This window comes from Brevibacterium sp. LE-L, from assembly GCF_050214925.1.
GTDB lineage: Bacteria > Actinomycetota > Actinomycetes > Actinomycetales > Brevibacteriaceae > Brevibacterium.
This window is the reverse complement of the sequence record NZ_CP189759.1, coordinates 3,840,424-3,862,796: the sequence shown is the minus strand read 5'-3', so window position 1 is coordinate 3,862,796 and position 22,373 is coordinate 3,840,424. Positions and strand designations below refer to the sequence as shown.

The window sequence follows — 22,373 nt, the reverse complement described above, 5'->3', positions numbered from 1 at the left end:
CCGCAGCAGGCACCCAAGGCGTTTCTCGGCGTGGGGAAGCGCGGGCATTAGCATGGAGACATGAGCAAGCGGATCGTCATCATCGGTGCAGGACTGGCCGGGACCACTGCGGCCAGGGAGCTGAATGCGCGCGGTCAGGCGGTCACCGTCATCGACCCGCAGGCCGGGGACACCTGCGAGCGGCCGCCCCTGTCGAAGCACCTCTTCGACGATTCCCGCCACCACCTGCCGTACCACCTCGAATCGACCGAGCACATCACCTTCGTCCGTGACTGGGCCGAAGAGATCACCCTCGCCGAGGCGTCCGCGGACTCCCGCTACACCGCCGAGTCCCAGCGACACCCCCATCCGCTGGTCGATCACCACGCCACCGTGGGGACCGTCCACTTGGCGTCGGGGGAATCCATCGGCTTCACCCACTGCATTCTCGCGACCGGGATGGAAGCCCACCGGCCGCAGATCCCGAACTATCCGGACGCTCTTCCCGTCTACGACCTCGGCGATGCCGAATGGGTCCTCGACCGGGTGGAGAAGGCGCACGGACCGTTCGACGTCGGCGTGCTCGGCTCCGGTTATCTCGGGATGGAGGTCGCCTCCTCGGCGGTGGCGGCCGGGCACCGGGCCACGGTCTATCTGCGCGGGGACGAGCCGCTGCGCAAACAGCTCTCGGCCCCCGTCCGGCAGGCACTGTTCGACAGGCACAGAGCTGCGGGTGTCGAATTCGTCACCCATTCTTCGAGCCCGGACGACATCGCTGCAGATGTTCACGATCTGTTCATCACCAGCGTCGGTGCCCGCCCGCGGCTGATCCCGATCGACGGTCACAGGCCCGCCTTGGCATGGGACGTCGATGAGAGCTTGGCAACATCTCACCGAGGCGTCTTCGCCGCCGGAGACTGTGCCATCGTCACTGCAGGACCCTATGCTCTCGACCATCCGTGGGCCTGCGAACCCGTGGCCGAAAGCCATGGGAAGTTCCTCGCCGAACTCCTCGGCGACGCCCCGGACGAAACCGCGAACGGCACCGAAGACACCCCTGCCGAGACCGGTGCGGACCCGACGGAAACGGGCTCGAAGATCTGGTCAGAAGTGCCTTGGCACTGGAGTTTCCAAGGCCCGGAGAAGGTGTTCACGGCGGGGCTGACCAGCCCCGACGCCACCGACACGATCATCCGGCACGACCCGAGCGGGAAGAAGTTCCAGGTCTTCCACTTCGCCAGCACCGACCCCGAGGCGAAACTCCGAGGTGTCGAGACGTTCAACTGGCCACCCATGCAGGCCGCCGCACGGCGGGTGCTCGGCGGCAATCACATTCCGACGAGAGCCCAGTTGGAGGACCCGGAATTCGACTTCAAGGCTCACAGCCGACTGTGAGTCTGCGCTAGTCTCATCACGTAGACTCTTCTTCTGTTCTATCCCCAGTCGCCGACGAGAGAATCTTCTGTTCATGGATATGGCCAAGCTTGCTGCCGAGCACGGACTCGACAGAGTGGGTGGACGGCCGTCTTTGCCCCAATACATCAAACAGCTGATCAGTCGCAGCGACTTCACGTACACGCTCGCGAAGTATCGGATGCAGTCCGAGAACGAGCGCAACAGGCTCGGCATGCTGTGGGTGCTGCTGCGCCCCGGTTTCTCCGCACTCATCTACGGCACGGTCTTCGGCTACATCATGAAGGGTGCGACCGCGCGCCCGGACGACTTCGCCCCGTTCGTCATCATCGGCGTCTTCGTCCTCGAGTTCTTCAACACCTCGATGAACGGCGGTGCGAAGTCGATCATCGGCAACGCCTCTTTGGTCCAATCCCTGCCGTTCCCGCGCATCGTGCTGCCGATCGCCAAGGTGTTCCAGAACCTGCTCGACTTCATCCCCACCTTCATCTTCATGGCGGTGCTCGTCATGCTGTGGGGCGCCCGACCCGATTGGGACTGGTTCCTCTTCATCCCCTTGGTCTTTATGTTCTGGATCTTCAACCAGGGCGTGGCATTCATCTTCGCTCGCGTCACCGTGCACTTCCGCGACCTGTCCCAGGTCACCCCGTTCATCTCGCGGATGATCTTCTACACCTCGGGCGTCTTCTTCGACCTCAAGGTCATGGTCGACAAGATCAACCCCGACCTGCAGCCGTTCGCCGATTGGCAGCCGATCAACAACGTGCTCGCCATCGCCCGCGGCATCCTCATGAAGGACGGGGTCATTCCCTATGACTACTTCTGGCACTTGGCCATCTGGGCCTTCGGCATCTTCATCTTCGGCTTCATCTTCTTCTGGCAGGCCGAGGAAAGGTACGGTCGCGATGAGTGAGAACACCGAACATGAGACGAGCGGCGTCGCCGAGGCCACCGAATACAACGAGCCCGTCGTCGTCTGCGACAACGTCCACGTCCGCTACAAGACTCTGGCCACCGGCAAGAAGCTCAAGCTCGGCGGCGGGGGCGGAATGCTCAAGCGCCAGCGCGGACTGCAGGAGGTCCATGCGCTCAAGGGCGTGAGCTTCGTGGCGCATAAGAACGAATCGATCGGCATCATCGGCACGAACGGCTCGGGCAAGTCCACGCTCATGCGCTCGATCACCGGGCTGACCCCGACGTCCGGGGGCGCGATCTATGCGAAGTCACGGCCGAACCTCCTCGGTGTCGGTGCTGCACTCATCCCGGATCTCTCCGGTGCCCGCAATATCATCCTCGGATCCCTGGCCTTGGGTCTCACCCGCGCCGAGGTGGACGAGAAGTTCGACGATATCGTCGAGTTCACCGGGCTCGAAGACTTCATCGACCTGCCGATGCGCACGTATTCCTCGGGGATGTCCCAGCGGCTGAAGTTCGCGATCGCCACCTCGGTCCAGCATGAGATCCTCATCGTCGATGAGGCGCTCAACGTCGGTGACAAGAAGTTCCGTGACCGTTCGGAGGGCCGCATCCGGTCGATCCGGGAGAACGCCGGTACCGTCTTCCTCGTCTCGCACTCGATGCGGTCGATCAAGGACACGTGCAATCGCACGCTGTGGATCGAGAAGGGCGAACTGCGTGCCGACGGCCCGACGGCCGATGTCATCAAGGAATATCAGGACTTCAACAAGGTGGCGAAGGAGCGGGGCGACTAAGAGCCTACCTATGAGTAACATGGGGGCATGCACTTCATGCGAATGCTCCTCCAGCTGCTCCGATCTCGTCGCCGCTCGGCTCAGGGGCTGTGGGACACCTACTCCTTGACCCTGCGCGTCCTGCCGACGGAGATCGACATCTTCCGGCACGTCAACAACGGCATGTACTTCTCGATCATGGACCTCGGCCGACTCGACATGATGGTGCGCAGCGGGGTCTGGAAGACATTGCGGGCTAGGGGCTGGAGCGGCGTCGTCAGTGCAGAGACGATCAGCTTCCGGAAGTCCCTCAAGCTCGGCCACCGTTATGACGTTGACACGAGAGTCATCGGCGTGGACGAACGCACCGTCCTCTTCGAGCACCGCATCGTCGTCGGCGAGGAGATCTTCACCCGCGCCTATGTCGCCACCAGACTGACCTCGAAGACCGGACGGATCACACGAGAGGACATGATCGAAGTCTTCGGACCGCCGCCGGAGGAACTCGAGTTGCCCGAATGGCTGCGAGACTGGCACCGGGCCAATGCTCTGCCGAGCCCCCGGCAGCCCGTGCTCCGGGACTGGTTCTGAGGCGGCGGGCCTCAAGTAGCCCGGAGTTCGAAGGCCACCCGGCCGAAGCGGCGGGGTCACGCGGCCCAGGGGTCGAAGACGGCTCGGCCGAAGCGACGGAGGCTCTCGAGGCCCGTCGTACCATAGCCAGACACGTGCACAGTCCCTAGACTCGGCCACATGGACAACAGTTCACACGAGCCGATCGACTCGAGCAACATCGGCGATCAGCCTTCGCTGCGCAGTTCGTCCGGCACCATCTGGATCGTTGCCGGCGGGATCTTCCTCGTCGTCATCTCGGGTGTCCTGGCCGCTGTCATCTCCTCCGGCGGCCAAGCCGTCCGCACTGCGATCACGACGATCATCATCGCCGCTTTCCTCTATCTCGTCCTGCTCATCGCCCGTTTCGCCGTTCGACCGGGAGCGGCCCGCCTGCGGGTGATGGCCGCGGCGATGATTGGCATGGCGGTGGCCGCACTCATCGGACTCGTCCTGTGCGTGGGTGCCGCCTCGGCGGGAGCCTGAAAATGGCTGCCATCCAGTGAGACGGGCCATTGCGTTCGCGTTCCATCGGATTAGACTCGACTGCTGACACTTCAGCGGCTCCAGGAGCCGCATCAACCCGGATGGCGAGCGAAGACGCATGCATCCTCGAACAGACACAAGAGGTGAGAGATGAGTGCATCGGCTGTTGAGTCCCGTGCGGAGAAGTCGCGGGCGAGGAAGGCCGTCTTCGCGGCCGGATTGGGCAATGCCCTCGAGTGGTACGACATCATTCTCTTCGGCTTCATGGCCACTTCCATCACCGCGGTCTTCTACCCCGGCGATGGACTCTCGGCGCAGCTGATGACCTGGGCGACGTTTGCGATCACGTTCGTCGTCCGGCCCCTCGGCGCGGTCATCATCGGCCGCTACTCCGATAAGCACGGCCGCAAGTCGGCTCTGTCGCTGACGATCGGTCTCATGACGCTCGGCGTGTTCATCATCGTCGTTCTTCCCGGCCAGTCCGTCCTCGGCGTGTGGGCCGCCATCGGCCTCATCATCGCCCGCATCATCCAGGGCATCTCCGCCGGCGGCGAGTTCGGTTCGGCCACCGCCTTCCTCACCGAGAACGCCAAACACGGCAAGGCCTACTACGCCTCCTTCCAGACGGCCACGCAGGGCATTTCGATGTTCCTCGCCGCCGGCATCTCCTGGATCTTCAGCTCGGCGCTGAGCGAAGAGGCGCTCCACTCCTGGGGCTGGCGTGCGGCATTCGCGATCGGTCTGCTCATCGGGCCTGTCGGCTGGTACATCCGCTCGAAGATGGACGACACTCCTGAGTTCGAAGCCGCCGAGAAGGTCGACAATCCGCTGCGCACCCTCCTCGGCGATCACTTCGGCCGCCTGGTCTCGGCGTTCCTCATCATCGCCATGGCCACGATCTCGGTCTACCTCATCACCTTCCTGCCGCAGTTCGCCGTCGGCAACCTCGGCCTCGACGCCTGGGCGGCTTTCCCCGGCGCCGTCGTCGCCGGCGTGATCACCCTCATCGGCTCACCGTTCGCCGGAAAGCTCGCCGACAGGGTGGGCGCGACGACCGTGATGATCCCGACGACCATCGTCGGCATCATCGCCGCGTGGCCGATGTTCATCCTGCTCACAAGCCATCCCTCGATCGCGATCCTCACCGTGTGCGAGGCGATCGTCGGCCTGTTCATGGTCTTCTACTTCGGCCCGATGCCGGCGCTGCTGTCCGAACTGTTCCCCGTCCAGGTTCGCAGCTCCGGCATGACCATCGCCTACAGCCTCGGTGTCGCGATCTTCGGCGGCTTCGCCCCGCTCATCCTCACCGCGCTGCTCAGCGCCACCGGAGAGCTGACCGTGCCCGGCTTCTACTACGCGGCCCTGTCCCTGCTCTCCCTCATCGGAGTCATCGTCGCCCGCAAGGCGTACAACCAGCGCTGACCCGACGGCTCGGATCGCACGTTGCGCTGGCCCCACGTTGCGCCGGCCCCGCGTTGCGCTGACCTCACGCCAGCGCTGACCCGGCGTCGGGTAACGCGAAACTCGAAAAACACGTCACTGGCGACGTGTTTTTCGAGTTTCGCGTTGACTGAGATAGGTGGATGGTGCGACGCGACCGCTGAGCCTCGCCGAGGTGGGGCGACGTCTTCGTGGGCCTGTCGTTCAACGCTCGGCCCGGTTATCGATGCGTGCTCGGATCGATAACCGAGCGCGCTGTTGATCGACGTGTCGGGCGGGCGGTCGGTGCTGTTGATCGACGTGCCGGTCCGGCGGTCGGTGCTGTTGATCGGCGCTTCGGGCCGGCGAACGGCGACCGACGACCGGCACCGCCGCCCGGGAGCTGTCATCCGCCGACGGGAACCTCGGTCGCGGCCTCTTCCGACTTGCGGGTCTTCGCTGCCTGGCGTTCGAGCCGCACGACGTGGGCCAGCAGTGCGACCCAGACGATGGCCAGACCGCCGACGACGAGCCACACCGACGAGCTGCCGATACCGAAGGTGAGGAGGATGGTGCGCACATTCGTGAGGATGATGATGCCGCCGGCGGCGATGGCGAGGACCTTCGCCGGCAGCAGTTTGACCAGCCACGCGGCGAAGGGTGCGGCGATGACACCGCCGACGAGCAGCGCGGCCACGATCGTCCACTCGATGCCCTGCGCCCCAAGCGCGAGAAGGAACCCGAGCGAACCGCCGACAGCGACGACGAACTCACTCGTGTCGATCGAGCCGATGACCTTCCGCGGCTCCAATCGCCCGGATGACAGCAGCGTCGTCGTCCCGACCGGGCCCCAACCGCCCCCGCCGATGGCATCGAGTGCTCCACCGAGGAAGCCGACCGGCACGAGCATCCCGGCTTTCGGCCGCGAACGGAACTGCGGGCGCTTCCCGCCCAAGGCGAGAAAACGCCAGATGACATAGACGCCGAGTGCGAGCAGTATGCCCGAAACCCACGGCGTGACGGCTTCCCCGTTCAGGTTTGCGAGGACCGTCGACCCGATGAGCGCCCCCACGAAACCTGGCCCCGCGAGAATGCCGACCGTGCGCCAATCGACATTGCCGAACCGGTGGTGAGAGATCCCCGAAACCAGAGTCGTCCCCAACTCGGAGAAGTGCACCGCCGCCGAGGCGGCCGCCGGTGCCGTACCCGCCGCGAGCAGCAGCGTGGTTGAGGTGACCCCATAGGCCATGCCGAGGGAGCCGTCGATGAGCTGCGCGATGAGGCCGACTATTCCGAGGATGATGAGCTGACGCATGTGCTTGCCTTTCGTGGATGACGCGAAGGATGGGGAGGCGCAGACGATAGAAATGACGTCGACGATGTGAATGACGTCGACGATGCGGGCGGTGTCAGAGACGCAGAAGTGCGTTGAAAACACACACTAGCGAAATTGTTGAGCAGACCTGAATGTCAGGCGCAATCCTACGAACTCGGTCGCGATGTGTCGAAAAATGACGGAGAATGGCGAAATTTCGCAGATGACTGGGCTGTGTGCGGTGTTGGGGCGGATCGGTTACGCTGTGCGAATGAATTCAATCGTGACGACCACTGCCCGCTCTGGCCGATCAGTCGTTGAGCAATCGACCTGTTCGGTGGCCTCGTTGTTTCCGGACCCTGCGGGAGAGCGGGCGCGGGGGTCTGCGCAGTGGAGCGCGCAGGGGCGTGGCCAGTGACGGGGCTGCCGTCGGTGGGACTGATCTCCCACGGAACCTCTTCACCCACGGGCCAGGTCCTCATCGAGGTGCTTGCGGCAGAGGTTGCTACTGATCTGCGCATCCGTGGGCTCGCAGACGAGGTGATGCTCGGTCATGTGGATGTCCAGAAGCCCGATGTCGACGAGGTGATCGCCCGACTGCCTGACGATCGTCCGGTCGTCCTCACGCCGCTGCTGCTCTCGCCGGGGTATCACGTCCATGTCGACCTCGCCGAGGCGGTCAGTCGGGCCGGAGCCGCCGGTCGCGACGTTCGTCTCGCCCCTACTCTCGGGCCCGACGCCCGGCTTGCAGGAATTCTCGCCGACCGCCTCCCGCCGCTGCGCGAAGGCGACGAAGTGATCCTTGCCGCGGCGGGATCGAGCGACGAGCGGGCGAACGAGTCGTGCCGTGAGATGGGCAGGCTGCTGGCCGCAGAGCTCGAACGTCCCGTTGAGGTCGGGTTCCTTGCCGGTGGGGGAGTGCTGTTGAAAGACCTCGTCGAGGAGAGTCGGAGCCGCGGCTGTCGGCCCGTGCTCGCGAACTATCTGCTCGCCCCGGGCTTCTTCGACGACCTCGCACGCAAGCTCGTCGCTGGGGGCGGAAGCGACCCGTCCGGCGTCCTTGCGCCACCCCTGCTCGCCTACGGCGGCAGCGCTTCCGCCGTGCCGCCCCGGCTCGTCGATGTCGTTCGCGACCGAGTCTGTGAAGGCAATCGCACCCAGGTCCAAGCCCGCACCGCCGCCTCGCAAGCGCTCAACGCCTGACCGCATCCTCGGCGGCCTGTGTCCTCATATGTCGCTCCATGACACAAACCCTTCGAGTATTTGTTGAGCAATCCGGCATTCATGTAGCGTGACTCATCACTGGTTCCCCTCAGCGTTTGGAGACAGCAATGTCCACTCAGGTGGAAGAGAACAAGGAAACAGCAGGTAAACCAGCCGCAAAGCGGCCCGCCCGCCCGAAGAAGCCCAATGGGCAGTGGAAGATCGACGGCCGTGAACCGTTGAACAAAAACGAGATCGACAAGGCCGAGGACAATGGCCTCAACGTTCGCGCACGCATCGATGAGACCTACTCGAAAGAGGGGTTCGCCTCGATCGCCGAGGCCGACCTCCACGGACGCTTCCGTTGGTGGGGGCTGTACACACAGCGCAAGCCGGGCATCGACGGCGGCCGCACCGCGAAACTCGAGCCGCACGAGCTCGAAGACGAATACTTCATGATGCGCATCCGCACCGACGGCGGGAAGCTCAGCCTCGAGCAGCTGCGCACGATCGCCCAGATCTCCAATGACTTCGCCCGGGGGTCCGCCGACCTCACGGACCGTCAGAACATCCAGCTGCACTGGGTGGAGATCGAGAACGTGCCGGAGATCTGGCGCCGCCTCGAGTCAGTGGGAATGCAGACCACGGAGGCCTGCGGCGATGTGCCCCGTGGGTTCCTCGGCTCACCCGTGGCCGGAATCGCCGCCGATGAACTCATCGACCCCACCTCGGCGATCGAGGAGATCACCCGCCGCTACATCGGGGACCCGAGCCTGTCGAACCTGCCGCGCAAGTACAAGACCGCGATCACCGGCCACCCCAGTCAGGACGTCGTCCACGAGATCAACGACTGCTCATTCGTCGCCGTCGACCACCCGGAGCACGGCATCGGCTACGACCTGTGGGTCGGCGGTGCGCTGTCCGTGGTGCCGCGCTTCGCCGAGCGTCTCGGTGCCTGGGTCCATCCGGACCAAGTCGTCGACGTCTGGCTCGGTGTCACGGAGATCTTCCGCGACTACGGCTACCGCCGCCTGCGCAACAAGGCACGGATGAAGTTCCTCCTCGCGGACTGGGGACCGGAGAAGCTGCGCGACGTCCTCGAAACCGAGTACCTCGGTTACCTCCTCGCCGACGGTCCTCCTCCGCCGAAGCCCGCGGTTGCCGGCGACCATGTGGGCATCCACCAGCAGAAGGACGGCAAGTACTACATCGGCACCACCCTCGTCGCCGGTCGGGCGTCGGGGACCCTGCTCCACCAGATCGCCGATCTGGCCGAGCAGTACGGACTCGACCGGATCCGCCTGACCCCGCATCAGAAGATCCTCGTCCTCGACGTCGACGAAGCCGATGTCGAAAAGGTCGTCGCCGGCCTCGACGCCCTGGGCCTGTCCAGCCGCAAGGATCTCTTCCGCCGTTCGGTGATGGCCTGCACGGGCATCGAATTCTGCAAGCTCGCCATCGTCGAGACGAAGCAGACGGCCATCGACGCCGTCACCCGGCTGGAGGAGAAGCTGGCCGACATCGACCTGCCCCATCCCATCAGCCTCCACCTCAACGGCTGCCCGAACTCCTGCGCCCGCATCCAGACCGCCGACATCGGTCTCAAGGGCCAGATCGTGACCACCGACGACGGTGAGCAGGTGCCGGGGTTCCAGGTCCACGTCGGTGGAGGACTGGCGTCGAAGGACCGCGACGAGGCCGGGCTCGGCCGCACCGTCCGCGGCCTCAAGGTCACCGTCGACGGACTCGAAGAGTACGTCGAGAAGATCGTGCGCCGGTTCCTCGACGGACGGTCCGAGGACGAGACCTTCTCACAATGGGCACACCGAGTCGACGAAGAGGAGCTGAAATGAGCACCACCGACCCGACGACGACCACCGACCCGACCACGACCGCACACCCGACCAGCGGCTCGACCACGACGGCCCACCGGAGTCGCCCCACGCCCCGCCCCATCGAGGAGCTCCAGGCCCTCGCCGAGGCGGGAGCCCGGGATCTCGCCGGTGACTCCGCGGCCGGGCTGTCCGAAGCGAACCCCGCCGACGTCATCCGCTGGGTCTCCCGACACTTCGACACCGCCGCCTGCGCCGTGGCCTGTTCGATGGCCGATGCGGCCCTGCCGCACTACGTCGCCCAGTACCAGCCGGGGGTCGACGTGCTCTTCCTCGACACCGGGTACCACTTCGCGGAGACCTACACGACCCGCGACGAGGTGGCCCGCCGTGTCGATGTCCACATCGTCGACGTCCTTCCGGAACAGACCGTCGAGCAGCAGGACGCCGAATTCGGGGCCGAACTCTTTGCCCGCGACCCCGGTCTGTGCTGTGCCCGCCGCAAGGTCGCGCCGTTGAAGAGATCACTTGAGGGCTACGAACTCTGGTTCACCGGGGTTCGCCGCGACGAAGCCCCGACCCGGGCGAACACCCCGCTGATCACCTTCGATGAGAAGAACGGACTGGTCAAGGTCAACCCCTTGGCCGCCTGGTCCTACGACGACCTCCTCGACTACGCACGTGCCTTCGACGTGCCCGTCAACCCACTGCTGTCGCAGGGCTACCCGTCGATCGGCTGCCAGCCCTGCACCCGCCCCGTCGCCGCGGGGGAGGATCCCCGCGCCGGACGCTGGGCGGGAACGACCAAAACAGAATGCGGACTCCACACATGAGCATCGACACCATCCCAACCGTCAACCCCACCGGCCCCGCCTCGGCGACCGAGGGCACTCCCGACCGGACGCTGACCAGCCTCGACGTCCTCGAATCCGAGGCGATCCACATCATCCGTGAGGTCGCCGCCGAGTTCGAGAAGCCGGTCCTGCTGTTCTCCGGCGGCAAGGACTCCGTGACCGTCCTCCACCTCGCGGCGAAGGCGTTCTGGCCGGCGAAGATCCCCTTCGGCCTCCTCCACGTCGACACCGGCCACAACTTCCCCGAGATCATCCGCTTCCGCGACGAGACCGCCGCACGCTTCGGCCTCGACCTCACCGTCGCGAAGGTCCAGGACTACATCGACGACGGTCGTCTGCGCGAACGCCCCGACGGCACCCGCAACACCCTGCAGACCCAACCGCTCATCGACGCCATCGCCGACGGCGGCTTCGACGCCGTGTTCGGCGGGGCCCGCCGGGACGAGGACAAAGCCCGTGCGAAGGAGCGCATCCTGTCACTGCGCGACGAATTCGGCGGTTGGAACCCCAGCAGCCAACGACCCGAGCTGTGGAACCTCTACAACGGCCGGCACCTGCCCGGCGAACACGTGCGGGTCTTCCCGATCTCGAACTTCACCGAACTCGACGTGTGGAACTACATCGCACGCGAAGGCATCGCCCTGCCGCAGCTCTACTTCGCCCACGACCGCGAGGTCTTCTCCCGCGACGGCATGTGGTGGGCCACCGGCGAATTCTCCACCCCGCGTGAGGACGAAACCGTCACCCGCCGCACGGTCCGCTACCGCACCGTCGGGGACATGAGCTGCACGGGCGCCGTCGAATCGGACGCCGATGACCTCGAGTCCATCCTCGCCGAGGTGGCCGCCACCACCGTGACCGAGCGCGGAGCCACGCGCGCCGACGACCGCATCTCGGCCGCGGCCATGGAAGACCGAAAGAAGGACGGGTACTTCTGATGACGACTACACCGACCACGCCTGCACCGAACCCCGCGAGCGCATCGCAATCGGCGACCCAGCCGAAGACGCTGCTGCGCTTCGCGACCGCGGGGTCCGTCGACGACGGCAAGTCGACGCTCGTCGGCAGGCTCCTCCACGATGCGAAGGCGATCCTGGCCGACCAGCTCGCCGCGGTCACCGCCACGAGCCGGGAACGCGGATTCCTCGGCGGCGAGTTCGACTTCGCTCTCCTCACCGACGGCCTGCGGGCCGAGCGGGAACAGGGCATCACCATCGACGTCGCCTACCGCTACTTCGCCACCGATCGGCGCTCCTTCATCCTCGCCGACTGCCCCGGCCACGTGCAGTACACCCGCAACATGGTCACGGGAGCCTCGACCGCCGACGCTGTCGTCGTCCTCATCGACGCCCGCACGGGCGCGACCGAACAGACTCGACGCCACCTCACCGTCGTCTCCCGACTGGGCATCCGCTACGTCATCATCGCAATCAACAAGATCGACCTGCTCGACTTCGACCGGCAGACCATCGAAGCGGTCGAAGACGAGGTGAGGACCCTGGCCGCCGAGATCGGCCTCGAGGTCCCGCACCTCATCCCGATCTCCGCTCTGGCCGGGGACAACATCGCCACCACCTCGACCAACACCCCGTGGTATGAGGGTCCGGCGCTGCTCGAACTCCTCGAAACCCTGCCGAGCACCGAGGCGGACACCGCCGACCGCGAACCCTTCCGCCTCGACGTGCAGACGGTGCTGCGTCCCCAAGGGGGACTGGCGCCGGGACTCGACGCCGAAGAATTCCGGGACTACCGGGCCGTGGCCGGTCAGATCACGGCCGGGCAGGTCCGCCTCGGCGATGAGGTCGAGATCCACCCGGCCGGGATCCGCACCACCGTGACCGGCATCGACACCGCCGACGGTCCGCTCGATTCCGCGAGCGCACCCCTGTCGGTGTCGCTGCGGTTGGCCGATGAGATCGATACGGCACGCGGCAGCGTCATTGCCGCCGCCGGCACCCTGCCGCCGCCGCGACGGGACCTGCGCGCCGAGGTGTTCCCCTTCACCGCCGAGGGTCTGCGCACGGGCCAGCGGGTGCTCGTGAAGACGGGAACGACGACCGTCAAGGGCATCGTCACGATCGCCTCCCGCCGCAACCTTGAGACCTCGACGCTCGAAGACGCCGAGGAGCTGGCCGGCAACGACATCGGCCTCGCGCAGGTGAGACTGTCCGCGGCGCTGCCGATCCCGGACTTCCGCGCCCACGGCCCGGCCGGTGCGTTCGTCGTCATCGACCTGCAGACCGGGAACACGCTGGCTGCTGGCATCCACACCCCCGAGGAGAACTCATGACCCACTTCCCACCGCAGGCCCCGGGCAGCGTGCTGCTCGTCGGGGCCGGGCCCGGGGATCTCGGGCTGCTCACCGTCACCGGCCTGCGCGCCCTCGAGCGGGCCGAGGTCATCGTCGCCGACCGCCTCGGCGCACGGACCGTCATCGATCAGCTCGAACAGGAGCGCGGTGCCGCCCTGGACGCGGAGATCATCGATGTCGGCAAACAGCCGGGCCATCACCCGGTGCCGCAGGATGAGATCAACGCGATCCTCGTCGAACAGGCCAAGCGCGGGCTGCGCGTCGTCCGGCTCAAGGGCGGGGACCCGTTCGTCTTCGGACGTGGAGGAGAGGAGATCGCCCACGTCCGGGCCGCCGGCATCGACGTGCACGTCGTTCCGGGTGTGACCAGCGCGAACTCCGTTGCCGCGCTCGCCGGGATCCCACTCACCCACCGAGGCGTCGCCACCTCGTACACGGTCGCGACCGGGCACGACCAGCTCAGTGAGCTCGGCGGGGGACGCGACCACACCGTCGTCGTGCTCATGGGCGTGGGCACCCTCGTCCACTCGGCGATGGTGCTTGCCCGCGGCGAACGCGGCAGCGACTGCCCCGTGGCGATCATCGAAGACGGATTCGGCGACCGGCAGCGAGTGACGATCGGGACGCTCGGCACGATCGCCTTCCACGCCGCCCGCCGCGGTGTGAGGTCGCCGGCCATCATCGTCGTCGGCGACGTCGTGACCCTGAGTCCCTACGCCGACGGGGCGTTCACCTCGGCGCTCGACCCCGCCGCCACGCACACTGCCGCGACGAACGTTGCCGCCACGCACACCGCTGCCAATCACTCTGCTGCCACGCACACAGCCGAACTGACGAGGAACACATGACCTACATCATCGCCCAGCCCTGCGTGGACGTGAAAGACCGGGCCTGCATCGAAGAATGCCCGGTGGACTGCATCTACGAAGGCACCCGCTCCCTCTACATCCACCCCGACGAATGCGTCGACTGCGGAGCCTGCGAACCCGTGTGCCCCGTCGAGGCGATCTTCTACGAAGACGATCTGCCCGAGGAGTGGGAGGACTACCACGCGGCGAACGTCGACTTCTTCGACGATATCGGCTCCCCGGGCGGGGCCGCCGCCCACGGAGTCATCAACAAAGACCACCCCTTCATCGCGGGCCTGCCCCCGCAGATCACCGACGACTGAACGAGGATTTCCATGACCACCACCCCATTCCGCGTGGCCGTCATCGGCGCCGGACCCGCCGGCATCTATGCCGCCGACCTGCTGACGAAGGCCGACCACGACCTCGACCTGAGCATCGACCTGTTCGAACGCCTGCCCTCACCCTTCGGGCTCGTCCGCTACGGCGTCGCCCCCGACCATCCGCGGATCAAAGGCATCATCAATGCGCTCATCAAGGTCCTCGACCGCGGTGACATCCGGCTGTTCGGCAATGTCGAATACGGTGTCGACATCAGCCTCGGCGAACTCACCGACCGCTACGATGCCGTGATCTTCTCCACCGGCTGCTTCACCGACGCGCCGCTGGCGCTGCCCGGCGTCGACCTGCCCGGCTCCTATGGTGCCGCGGACTTCGTCAACTGGTACGACTCGCACCCCGACGTCGCCCAGACGTGGCCGTTGGAGGCGGAGAAGGTCGCCGTCATCGGCAACGGCAATGTCGCCCTCGACGTCGCCCGGGTACTCGCGAAGCAGGCCGATGATCTCCACACCACCGAGATCCCCGACCATGTCTATGAGGGGCTCAAGGCCTCGAAGGTCACCGATGTCCATGTCTTCGGCCGTCGCGGACCGGCCCAGGCGAAGTTCACGCCGCTCGAGCTGCGTGAGCTCGGTCAGGTCAAAGACGTCGACGTCATCGTCTACCCCGAGGACTTCGAGTTCGATCAGGGATCGCTCGACGCGATCGAGTCGAGCAACCAGGTCAAGCAGGTTGCGAAGACGCTCACGGACTTCACTCTGCGGGAGCCGACGGGCGCGAAGCGTCGCCTCCATCTCCACTTCCTCCACGCACCGACGGCCATCCTCGGCGAGGATCGGGTGACCGGACTGCGCACGGAACGTCAGGAACTCGACGGGACCGGCGGCGTGCGCGGCACGGGGGACTTCCACGACTGGGACATCGATGCCGTCTACCGGGCGGTCGGGTACGCGGGCACCGAGTTGCCGCAGCTGCCGTTCGACCAGGTCAAAGGGGTCATTCCCAATCATGAGGGCCGTGTCGTCGATGCCTCTGAGCAGGCACAGGCCGCCGAAGCCGACGTCATCCCCGGCGTGTACACGACCGGGTGGATCAAGCGCGGTCCCGTCGGACTCATCGGGCATACGAAGGGTGATGCCTTGGAGACGATCGGGCACATCCTGACCGATCAGGCCGCCGGGGCGCTCACCGAACCCGTGTACCCGGACGAATCGTCGATCGTCGAGCTCCTCGATTCCAAAGGCGTGGACTTCACGGATTGGGAAGGCTACCACCGGCTCGAAGCTGCGGAGAAGGCACTCGGTGAGGCTGAGGGGCGTGAACGGGTGAAGATCGCAACGCGTGAGGCCATGCTCGCCGAGTCGCGGGCGCACCTCACTGCGGAGGCGAACGCCGGGAGCTGAGGCCCCGGCTGGTCCAGACGCGGCCACCGCCGAGGACTGGGAGGGGCGTCCGTTCTGGTTCGGCGGCCGCGTCATTCAACGACGAATCAGGTTATCGATGCGAGGCAGTATCGAAAACCTGACTCGTCGTTGAACGAGTTCTACAGCTTGCCCGATGCTTTGGTGAAAGAGCGAGCGGAGCAGATCTTCGGCGCTGTCCGAGTCACGACCAGGGCGGAGAACGCATCGAGCAGTGTTCGTGGGCCGATAAAAGCCGGGTCCCTCCTTCGGTCTCTGACTTCCAGTTCGTCGGCGGGTGCCTTCAGAAGACCGACAAGACAGCGCCAGCACAGCTGACAACTTCACATAGTGACCCGAAAGATTCCACTATTCGACCCCGAAGCCGAAAAAGACGGCCTCGGGGTCGTCTGCGTCCGTGACCTCGGCAGATAACCCGGCTATGTAATTGACATCACGAATCGACAGGAGAAAACTGGCCGCCGAGAATCTGACCTCAACCCTGGGAGGCAAAGGTGCCCTCACACAGTTCACTGTCATCGGGACCGCATACGAGCGTGACAGTCGTCCACGACAAAGGACTCAAACGCGATATCGGCAAGACCGGGCTGCTCTTCACCGGAGTCGGATCGATCATCGGCTCCGGTTGGCTCTTCGGCGCCTTCGACGCCGCGAGCATGGCCGGCCCGGCCGCGATCCTGTCCTGGGCGCTGGGTGCGGTCCTCATCATCTTCGTCGCCCTGAACTACTCCGAACTCGGTGTCATGTTCCCCGTCGCCGGCGGTGTCGTGCGCTACCCGCACTATGCCTTCGGCTCGTTCGCCAGCTACACCAGCGGGTGGATCACGTGGCTGTCGGCGGCGGGAACCGTCGGCATCGAGGTGCTCGCGGCCGTCCAGTACGCCTCGAGCTACATGCCGTGGCTGATGGAGACGAAGGAAGGGGTGCTCGTCCTCACTGTGCCGGGCATCTTCGTGAGCATCGCGATGGTCGCCGTCTTCTGCGTCATCAACATGTTCGGTGTGAAGTTCTTCGCTCAGTTCAACAACGTGCTCGTGTGGTGGAAGCTGCTCGTCATCGTCCTCGTGTTCGTCGGCCTCGCGCTGCTCGCCTTCAACCCCGGTCACTTCCACATGGCCGAGTTCGGCGGATTCGCACCCAACAGGCTCGCGCCGATCTTCGCCGCACTGCCGGCGGCCGGCATCGTCTTCTCCTACCTGGGATTCCGCCAGGGAGTCGAGTTCGCCGGTGAGACGAAGGACCCGCAGAAGAACATGCCGTTCGCCGTGATCGGCTCGATCGTCCTGACCGGCATCATCTACATCCTCCTGCAGGTCGCCTTCATCGGAGCCGTCCCCACCGAGCTGCTCCAAGACGGCTGGGGCGGACTGTCGTTCTCGAACTCGGCCGGTCCGTGGGCGGAGATCGCGATCATGCTGGGTGCGATGTGGCTGGCCATCATCCTCTGCGCAGCAGAATCGGCGCGACCTTCCACCTCGCCGAGGCGGCCGAAGCCCACCGGGCACTCGAGGCCGGACGAGTGCGGGGTCGGATCCTCATCCTCCCCTGACAGAGATCATCGCCTTCCCCGAACCGGACGCCCGCAGGCGGCGCCCGGTGGGACTATCGCTCTGCCTGTTCGGTCGGCACCACCATGACCGGTCCCTGCGCGCGGTTGAGGACTTCGCGGCTGATGGAACCGAGCAGTGCCGACCTGACCGCGCCGCGACCGCGCGTGCCGAGCACCGTCAGCTGCGCCGTGCGGGTCATCGCCTCAAGAACATCACCCGGGTCGCCGAGTTCGACCTCGACCGTGATGTCGAGGGAGGGATGGCGCTGACGCAGCCAGTCGATCGACTTCTCCAGCGTTCCCGTGAGATTGCTCCGACGAAGCTCTGTGGTCGTGTCGTAGACTTCGAGGTCCGGGTACCAGTACCTCCATTCCCGCAGGAGCGGCATCGCCGTGAGCACCTGCAGAGGTGCCTCGAGACGCTGCGCGTGCTGCGCGGCCAGCAGCAGGACCGGGCGGCTGCTTTCGGAGAGATCGACTCCCGCGACCACCGGTGCGGTGGTCCGCACGGGGGCGGAGGCTTCCGGATCCTGCCCGCCAGCCGGTCGGCTCTCCTCGGGGACGACGACGGTGGGGTACTGCGCATGGGCCGGCAGGGCCGCGGCCACCGAACCGAGCAGCTGACCGAGGAAACCGCCGCGGCCGCGGGCGCCGACGGCAAGCGTCTGCGCCCGGGCGCTGAGAGCGGCGAGCACTCCGGCCGGGCTGCCTTCGGCCGTTGAAAACGTCACCTCACCCGGGTAGTCGCGCAGAAGCTCCCGCGCGATATCGAGGAGCTGGTTGGCCCGATCCCGCTCGGCCCGAGCTTCGGGCGAGACGAGGACCGCGGGCTCACCGGTGTACATCATCGGCGGGAGCCGATACACGGTGACGACCGTGAGGCCGAACCGCTGCTCTGCGCAGCGACGGCGGCCCAGCGCAGTGCGGACCGGGCGGGCTCCGAACCGTCGAAGCCCACCAGAACACCGGCATCGCGATCGGCCGAAGCGAAGGGAACCGTGCCATTCATGACAGGACCCTCTCCTCTAGATGATCACGACTTGCGGGGCACGATCATCACCGCGCCCTGAGCGTTGTTGAGCACACCGCGGGAGACGGAACCGAGCAGTGCGCTGCGCACCGCGCCGCGGCCCCTGCTGCCGACGACGGTCAGCCGCGCTGTCGCGGTCCTGTCGGCGATGACGTCCATGGGCTCGCCGATCTCGACATCGATGGAGATGTCCAGGTTCGGGTGATCGTCGAACAGCCACGCGTGGTCGTCTCTGATCATCTTCTCGAGTTCGTTCTTGCGCCGCTGGCTCGACTCGTTCTGCAGCCGAACGTCGGGGTACCAGTACAGCCACTCCTCCATCAGCGGCATGATCATGAGGATCTTCAGCTCCGCGGCCGTCTCCTCCGCTGCGTGCGCGGCCTGCTTGAGCACCTCGGCGCTCTGGGCTGAGCCGTCGATCGCGACGACGACAGGACCGTCCTGCTGGTGGTCGACGAACTTCCCGGGCTCGGCGTCCGCCTCGGCGGAGTCGGTGCCGGGGAACACGATCGTGGGGCAGTGGGCGTGTGCCGGCAGGGCTGAGGACACCGAGCCGAGCACGCGGCCGACGAAGCCGCCGCGTCCGCGAGCACCGACGACGACCAGCTGGGCGCGCCTGGTGAGATCGGCCAGGGTGCCGGTGGGGTTGCCCTCGGCGACACCGAGGATGAGTTCACCCGAGTAGTCGCTGAGGAATTCCTTGGCCACATCGAGTGTCGCCTCGGCGAGCTCCCGCTTGGCACGGTCATCCGGCTGCGCCTGCAGCGAAGCCATATTGGGATAGACCGGGACAGGAACCGTATAGGCGGTGACGACGGTCAGAACCGTCTTCCGGCGAAGCGCTTCGGTCGCGCCGAACTGCAGAGCCGCTTTGGCATGGTCGGAGCCGTCGAAGCCGACCAGGACCCCAAGGTCACGGGAGCGCATGTCGGCGGCGGTGACATCGTCGTACATCTTGAACCTCCTGCCGGGGTTTCACAGATTCCGAGCGATGGCGACAACCCCGCAGCGAAAGCGCCATCGTCAGGATCCATTATAGCCTGTTTCTAAACTATGTAGAATTTTGCGCGGTCGATTCGTCACTGTGCGGTCTTGTTGGGCACGATCAGCACGGGCGACCCCGCCCGGTTCAGCATACTCCGGCTGACCGAACCCAGCAACCGGCCGGCCGGACCGCCGCGACCGCGGTTGCCCATCACGATGAGTGCTGCGCTGCGCGAGGCGTCAAGAAGCACGTCGGCTGCCGAGCCTTCGACAAGCTGCCGTCGAAGCACACCGTGGTCGCACCGCCCACCAGCGCCGAGGCGACGAGGTTCCACATCATCCAGTTCGTATTCGTGTACCAGAAGAACCGGTCACCCGGCCGGATGTCGAGGTGGAGACCCAGCAGACGCAGATGATCGATGACGACCCCTCCGTGGCTGTGCACGATCCCCTTGGGAATCCCCGTCGTACCCGAGGAATACAGCACCCACAGCGGGGTATCGAAATCGACGCGCGCGAACTCGGGTTCCACATCGCCGGTAGCAACATCGTCCCAGGTGGTGAGGTTCGTGATCTGCCCGTGTTCATCGATGAATTCCTCGCCGAGGTTGCCCACCCCGACCACGGCCCGCAGGCTCGGCATCCGGTTGGCCAAGTCCGCGACCTGGTCGCGGCGGTCGAAAGCCTGCCCGTTCCACAGGTATCCGTCGGCGGCGAAGAGCACCTTCGGTTCGAGCTGGCCGAGTTTCGTCCCGGCACCTTCGGCCGCGTAGTCCTGGGCGCAGGCGGACCAGATGGCACCGAGCGAGGCGGAGGCGAGGAAGGCGATGAGAGTGTGGTGGGTATTCGGCAGGTATCCGACGACACGGTCGCCTTGTTCGACTCCTTGCTCACGCAGCCAGGCGGCGACGGATCCGACCTGGCGTCGCAGTTCGCGCCAGGTGGTCTCGTGGCGTTCGCCGGATTCTTTGATGGTGATGATGGCCGGTTCGTCGGCGAGTGTGTCGTCGAGGCCGGCTCGCAGAGCGTGCTCGGCGTAGTTCAGCCGAGTGCCGGGGAACCAGGTGGCCCCGGGCATGGACCGGTCGGTGAGCACTTCGGTAAAGGGCTCGTCGGCGATGACATCGAAGAAGTCCCAGACCGCACCCCAGAACCCGTCGAGGTCGCTGACCGACCATTTCCACAGATCGTCATACCCTGCCATTGTTTGGTCGGTGCGTCGGTTGGCGAAGTCGATGAAGTCGGCGATCTGCGGTCGTGGGGTCTGGTCGGGGTCGGGCAGCCAGATCGGTTCAGCGGTCAATTCTTCTCCTCAGCACAGCGGTGGGCGGCAACGAAAGTGTTCTCCACCAGCCGAAACGAGGCGCACTCGTTCTGCAGTGGAGACTCTCAGTCCACCTTACGCTTGAGTGCCCTGCGGAACGGATGCAATTGCCCTTCCGGCTGAGTGTGTGCCGTGTGCACTGGACTTCCGCCTCCGTCACCATCGTGTTTCGTAACTTTCGTAACTAAAATGGCGGTAAGAGATTGGGGCGAGGAGTGATCATGGTCGAATCGGATACTGTCACGGTGCCGACAGGCGACAATGCCGAGGTCGGCAAGCTGGCAGCTGTCGTTGATTTCATTGCACACAAGCAACGACGGGAGGGCGGGTCTTCGGGTCGCTACTACCTATCCGGAGCTGACGGGGCTGACCGGGTGGAGTTGACAGAGGAACTGTTCGACGTGCTGAAGCGTGCTGCAGAAGGGCTTCGTCAAGGGCAATCGGTCAGCCTTCTCCGCCGCGACCAGGAGATCACTACCCAACAGGCGGCAGATCTGCTTGGGCTCAGTCGTCCTACTATCGTCAAACTCATCGATAAAGGCGAGCTCGAAGCCAATGTTCCTGGTTCGGTTCGACGGAAACTGCGGTTGGCTGATGTTGTGGCGTACCGGGACCAGCTTCATATCGAGCGGTCGGACTTCATCGCAGATAGCTCATGCGAATACCAGGACGTCAGCGAAGAGGAAAGCGCGGAAGCCCTGTCCGAGATTCGACAAGAACGCTGAACGCAACTGCGCCGCTGAGAATTCTCAGGGGCGCAGTCACCATTCGGGAGGAGGAGCCAGTCTCAGGCTCACGCGCCTAGAGTGTCGTGGACGATCTTCTGCGTGAGCAGAGTCTGCTCAGTCCAGCGTCGGCACGAACTCGCGCAGCCACGCTTTGAGGTCGTCGCCGAGGTCCTCCCGGTCGCAGGCAATCTGCATGACAGCTTTGAGGTAGTCGAGCTTGTCGCCCGTGTCGTAGCGGGCACCCTTGAACACGACTCCGTAGACGCCATTCCCGTCCGCGTTTCCGGCGAGCTCTTGGAGGGCGTCGGTGAGCTGGATTTCGTTGCCGCGTCCCGGCTTCGTGGTCTCGAGAACATCGAAGACCTCTGGCGCCAGCACGTAACGGCCGATGACTGCGAGATTCGAGGGAGCATCCTCGGTGGCAGGCTTTTCCACCAGGTTGTTGATTTTGACGACCTCGTCGTCCGAGGTGGTCTCGACTGCGGCGCAACCGTAGAGATGGATAGCTTCGCGCGGGACTTCCATAAGCGCGACGACACTGCCGCCGGTCTTCTCGGCAACCTCGATCATCTTCGGCAGGATGGGGTTGCGCTCGTCAATGAGGTCATCGCCGAGGAGCACGGCGAACGGTTCGTTGCCGACGTGCTGACGACCCTTGAGTACGGCATGGCCGAGTCCCTTGGGATCGCCTTGGCGCACGTAGTGGATGTCAGCGAGATCTGTCGAATGCTGAACAGCGGCGAGCTTCTTGTCATCGCCCTTCTTCGCCAGCGCGTCTTCCAGGCCGTCCACACGGTCGAAATGGTCCTCGAGTGGCCGCTTGTTGCGCCCAGTGATCATAACGACGTCTCGAAGACCAGCTTCTGTCGCCTCTTCAACGACGTACTGGATTGCCGGCTTGTCGACGACGGGGAGCATCTCTTTGGGGGTGGCCTTCGTGGCGGGGAGGAACCGAGTTCCTAAGCCGGCGACGGGGATCACGGCTTTGCGCACTCTATCGTTTTGTTCGACATTCATAGACTGATGTTATCGAAT

22 protein-coding genes are annotated in these 22,373 nt (G+C 65.3%); 16 read left to right on the top strand and 6 right to left on the bottom strand.

Features of this window, described 5'->3' with window-relative positions; genetic code table 11:
• The first annotated feature begins 60 nt into the window (after positions 1-60).
• From ACQE2J_RS17530 to ACQE2J_RS17505, 6 genes are all read left to right on the top strand, one after another.
• Positions 61-1,374, top strand: coding sequence for an FAD-dependent oxidoreductase (locus tag ACQE2J_RS17530; protein WP_135542542.1), 1,314 nt, complete (start codon positions 61-63; stop codon positions 1,372-1,374).
• 73 nt (positions 1,375-1,447) lie between these two features.
• Entirely contained in the window at positions 1,448-2,305 is an 858-nt protein-coding gene (locus tag ACQE2J_RS17525) for an ABC transporter permease (protein WP_135542544.1), read from the top strand.
• Positions 2,298-3,104 (top strand): ABC transporter ATP-binding protein, encoded by an 807-nt coding sequence (locus ACQE2J_RS17520; RefSeq protein ID WP_135542546.1) that lies wholly within the window; start codon positions 2,298-2,300, stop codon positions 3,102-3,104. The genes ACQE2J_RS17525 and ACQE2J_RS17520 overlap by 8 nt, the downstream gene beginning before the upstream one ends.
• Positions 3,105-3,131: 27 nt before the next feature.
• Positions 3,132-3,674: an acyl-CoA thioesterase gene (locus ACQE2J_RS17515; RefSeq protein ID WP_135542548.1), complete on the top strand. Its 543-nt coding sequence runs from the start codon at positions 3,132-3,134 to the stop codon at positions 3,672-3,674.
• A gap of 159 nt (positions 3,675-3,833) precedes the next feature.
• The gene (locus tag ACQE2J_RS17510) at positions 3,834-4,178 is read left to right on the top strand and encodes a hypothetical protein (RefSeq protein WP_135542550.1); all 345 of its coding nucleotides are present in this window, start codon (positions 3,834-3,836) and stop codon (positions 4,176-4,178) included.
• Positions 4,179-4,328: 150 nt separating this feature from the next.
• Entirely contained in the window at positions 4,329-5,600 is a 1,272-nt protein-coding gene (locus ACQE2J_RS17505; protein ID WP_135542552.1) for an MFS transporter, read from the top strand.
• 403 nt (positions 5,601-6,003) lie between these two features.
• Here the strand turns inward: ACQE2J_RS17505 and ACQE2J_RS17500 are convergent, their stop codons facing one another.
• The gene (locus ACQE2J_RS17500; protein WP_135542586.1) at positions 6,004-6,912 is read right to left on the bottom strand and encodes a sulfite exporter TauE/SafE family protein; all 909 of its coding nucleotides are present in this window, start codon (positions 6,910-6,912) and stop codon (positions 6,004-6,006) included.
• Positions 6,913-7,326: 414 nt separating this feature from the next.
• On the opposite strand from ACQE2J_RS17500, the gene ACQE2J_RS17495 reads away from it, so the two are divergent.
• From ACQE2J_RS17495 to ACQE2J_RS17455, 9 genes are all read left to right on the top strand, one after another.
• A complete protein-coding gene (locus ACQE2J_RS17495; RefSeq protein WP_240690125.1) occupies positions 7,327-8,115 on the top strand; it encodes a sirohydrochlorin chelatase in 789 nt (262 codons plus the stop codon).
• Positions 8,116-8,243: 128 nt separating this feature from the next.
• Positions 8,244-9,968 carry a nitrite/sulfite reductase gene (locus ACQE2J_RS17490; RefSeq protein WP_135542554.1) on the top strand — a complete coding sequence of 575 codons (1,725 nt, stop codon included), beginning with the start codon at positions 8,244-8,246 and terminating at the stop codon, positions 9,966-9,968.
• A complete protein-coding gene (locus tag ACQE2J_RS17485; protein WP_135542555.1) occupies positions 9,965-10,780 on the top strand; it encodes a phosphoadenylyl-sulfate reductase in 816 nt (271 codons plus the stop codon). Before ACQE2J_RS17490 ends, ACQE2J_RS17485 begins: the two co-directional genes overlap by 4 nt.
• A complete protein-coding gene (gene cysD, locus ACQE2J_RS17480; RefSeq protein ID WP_135542557.1) occupies positions 10,777-11,739 on the top strand; it encodes a sulfate adenylyltransferase subunit CysD in 963 nt (320 codons plus the stop codon). The genes ACQE2J_RS17485 and cysD overlap by 4 nt, the downstream gene beginning before the upstream one ends.
• The gene (locus ACQE2J_RS17475; RefSeq protein ID WP_426936760.1) at positions 11,739-13,091 is read left to right on the top strand and encodes a sulfate adenylyltransferase subunit 1; all 1,353 of its coding nucleotides are present in this window, start codon (positions 11,739-11,741) and stop codon (positions 13,089-13,091) included. Before cysD ends, ACQE2J_RS17475 begins: the two co-directional genes overlap by 1 nt.
• On the top strand, positions 13,088-13,960 hold the full coding sequence (gene cobA, locus ACQE2J_RS17470; protein WP_135542561.1) for a uroporphyrinogen-III C-methyltransferase: 873 nt from the start codon (positions 13,088-13,090) through the stop codon (positions 13,958-13,960). Before ACQE2J_RS17475 ends, cobA begins: the two co-directional genes overlap by 4 nt.
• Positions 13,957-14,283, top strand: coding sequence for a ferredoxin (fdxA, locus tag ACQE2J_RS17465; protein ID WP_426936759.1), 327 nt, complete (start codon positions 13,957-13,959; stop codon positions 14,281-14,283). Before cobA ends, fdxA begins: the two co-directional genes overlap by 4 nt.
• A 12-nt stretch (positions 14,284-14,295) precedes the next feature.
• Entirely contained in the window at positions 14,296-15,705 is a 1,410-nt protein-coding gene (locus ACQE2J_RS17460) for an FAD-dependent oxidoreductase (protein ID WP_426936758.1), read from the top strand.
• 554 nt (positions 15,706-16,259) lie between these two features.
• On the top strand, positions 16,260-17,360 hold the full coding sequence (locus ACQE2J_RS17455) for an APC family permease (protein WP_426936757.1): 1,101 nt from the start codon (positions 16,260-16,262) through the stop codon (positions 17,358-17,360).
• Here the strand turns inward: ACQE2J_RS17455 and ACQE2J_RS17450 are convergent.
• The 4 genes from ACQE2J_RS17450 to ACQE2J_RS17435 form a co-directional block, all read right to left on the bottom strand.
• Positions 17,326-18,120 carry a universal stress protein gene (locus ACQE2J_RS17450; protein ID WP_127362718.1) on the bottom strand — a complete coding sequence of 265 codons (795 nt, stop codon included), beginning with the start codon at positions 18,118-18,120 and terminating at the stop codon, positions 17,326-17,328. The genes ACQE2J_RS17455 and ACQE2J_RS17450 overlap by 35 nt on opposite strands.
• 185 nt (positions 18,121-18,305) lie before the next feature.
• The gene (locus ACQE2J_RS17445; RefSeq protein ID WP_101555650.1) at positions 18,306-19,256 is read right to left on the bottom strand and encodes a universal stress protein; all 951 of its coding nucleotides are present in this window, start codon (positions 19,254-19,256) and stop codon (positions 18,306-18,308) included.
• A 125-nt stretch (positions 19,257-19,381) separates the two neighbouring features.
• Positions 19,382-19,537, bottom strand: a complete 156-nt coding sequence (locus ACQE2J_RS17440) for a universal stress protein (protein ID WP_164743302.1) — start codon at positions 19,535-19,537, stop codon at positions 19,382-19,384.
• Positions 19,498-20,589, bottom strand: a complete 1,092-nt coding sequence (locus tag ACQE2J_RS17435) for an AMP-binding protein (RefSeq protein ID WP_426936756.1) — start codon at positions 20,587-20,589, stop codon at positions 19,498-19,500. Before ACQE2J_RS17435 ends, ACQE2J_RS17440 begins: the two co-directional genes overlap by 40 nt.
• Before the next feature lie 242 nt (positions 20,590-20,831).
• On the opposite strand from ACQE2J_RS17435, the gene ACQE2J_RS17430 reads away from it, so the two are divergent.
• Positions 20,832-21,335, top strand: coding sequence for an excisionase family DNA-binding protein (locus tag ACQE2J_RS17430; protein ID WP_426936755.1), 504 nt, complete (start codon positions 20,832-20,834; stop codon positions 21,333-21,335).
• 117 nt (positions 21,336-21,452) lie between these two features.
• On the opposite strand, the gene galU is transcribed toward ACQE2J_RS17430, so the two are convergent.
• Entirely contained in the window at positions 21,453-22,355 is a 903-nt protein-coding gene (gene galU, locus ACQE2J_RS17425) for a UTP--glucose-1-phosphate uridylyltransferase GalU (RefSeq protein WP_426936754.1), read from the bottom strand.
• Positions 22,356-22,373: the final 18 nt, after the last annotated feature.

Bases quoted from the DNA above. Each gene is read 5' to 3' on its own strand.
- ACQE2J_RS17445 (WP_101555650.1), bottom strand. From the start codon at position 19,256: ATGTACGACGATGTCACCGCCGCCGACATGCGCTCCCGTGACCTTGGG.
- ACQE2J_RS17530 (WP_135542542.1), top strand. From the start codon at position 61: ATGAGCAAGCGGATCGTCATCATCGGTGCAGGACTGGCCGGGACCACT.
- ACQE2J_RS17525 (WP_135542544.1), top strand. From the start codon at position 1,448: ATGGATATGGCCAAGCTTGCTGCCGAGCACGGACTCGACAGAGTGGGT.
- cysD (WP_135542557.1), top strand. From the start codon at position 10,777: ATGAGCATCGACACCATCCCAACCGTCAACCCCACCGGCCCCGCCTCG.
- galU (WP_426936754.1), bottom strand. From the start codon at position 22,355: ATGAATGTCGAACAAAACGATAGAGTGCGCAAAGCCGTGATCCCCGTC.
- ACQE2J_RS17520 (WP_135542546.1), top strand. From the start codon at position 2,298: ATGAGTGAGAACACCGAACATGAGACGAGCGGCGTCGCCGAGGCCACC.
- ACQE2J_RS17500 (WP_135542586.1), bottom strand. From the start codon at position 6,912: ATGCGTCAGCTCATCATCCTCGGAATAGTCGGCCTCATCGCGCAGCTC.
- fdxA (WP_426936759.1), top strand. From the start codon at position 13,957: ATGACCTACATCATCGCCCAGCCCTGCGTGGACGTGAAAGACCGGGCC.
- ACQE2J_RS17460 (WP_426936758.1), top strand. From the start codon at position 14,296: ATGACCACCACCCCATTCCGCGTGGCCGTCATCGGCGCCGGACCCGCC.
- ACQE2J_RS17450 (WP_127362718.1), bottom strand. From the start codon at position 18,120: ATGATGTACACCGGTGAGCCCGCGGTCCTCGTCTCGCCCGAAGCTCGG.
- ACQE2J_RS17515 (WP_135542548.1), top strand. From the start codon at position 3,132: ATGCACTTCATGCGAATGCTCCTCCAGCTGCTCCGATCTCGTCGCCGC.
- ACQE2J_RS17505 (WP_135542552.1), top strand. From the start codon at position 4,329: ATGAGTGCATCGGCTGTTGAGTCCCGTGCGGAGAAGTCGCGGGCGAGG.
- ACQE2J_RS17490 (WP_135542554.1), top strand. From the start codon at position 8,244: ATGTCCACTCAGGTGGAAGAGAACAAGGAAACAGCAGGTAAACCAGCC.
- ACQE2J_RS17510 (WP_135542550.1), top strand. From the start codon at position 3,834: ATGGACAACAGTTCACACGAGCCGATCGACTCGAGCAACATCGGCGAT.
- cobA (WP_135542561.1), top strand. From the start codon at position 13,088: ATGACCCACTTCCCACCGCAGGCCCCGGGCAGCGTGCTGCTCGTCGGG.
- ACQE2J_RS17430 (WP_426936755.1), top strand. From the start codon at position 20,832: ATGGTCGAATCGGATACTGTCACGGTGCCGACAGGCGACAATGCCGAG.
- ACQE2J_RS17475 (WP_426936760.1), top strand. From the start codon at position 11,739: ATGACGACTACACCGACCACGCCTGCACCGAACCCCGCGAGCGCATCG.
- ACQE2J_RS17485 (WP_135542555.1), top strand. From the start codon at position 9,965: ATGAGCACCACCGACCCGACGACGACCACCGACCCGACCACGACCGCA.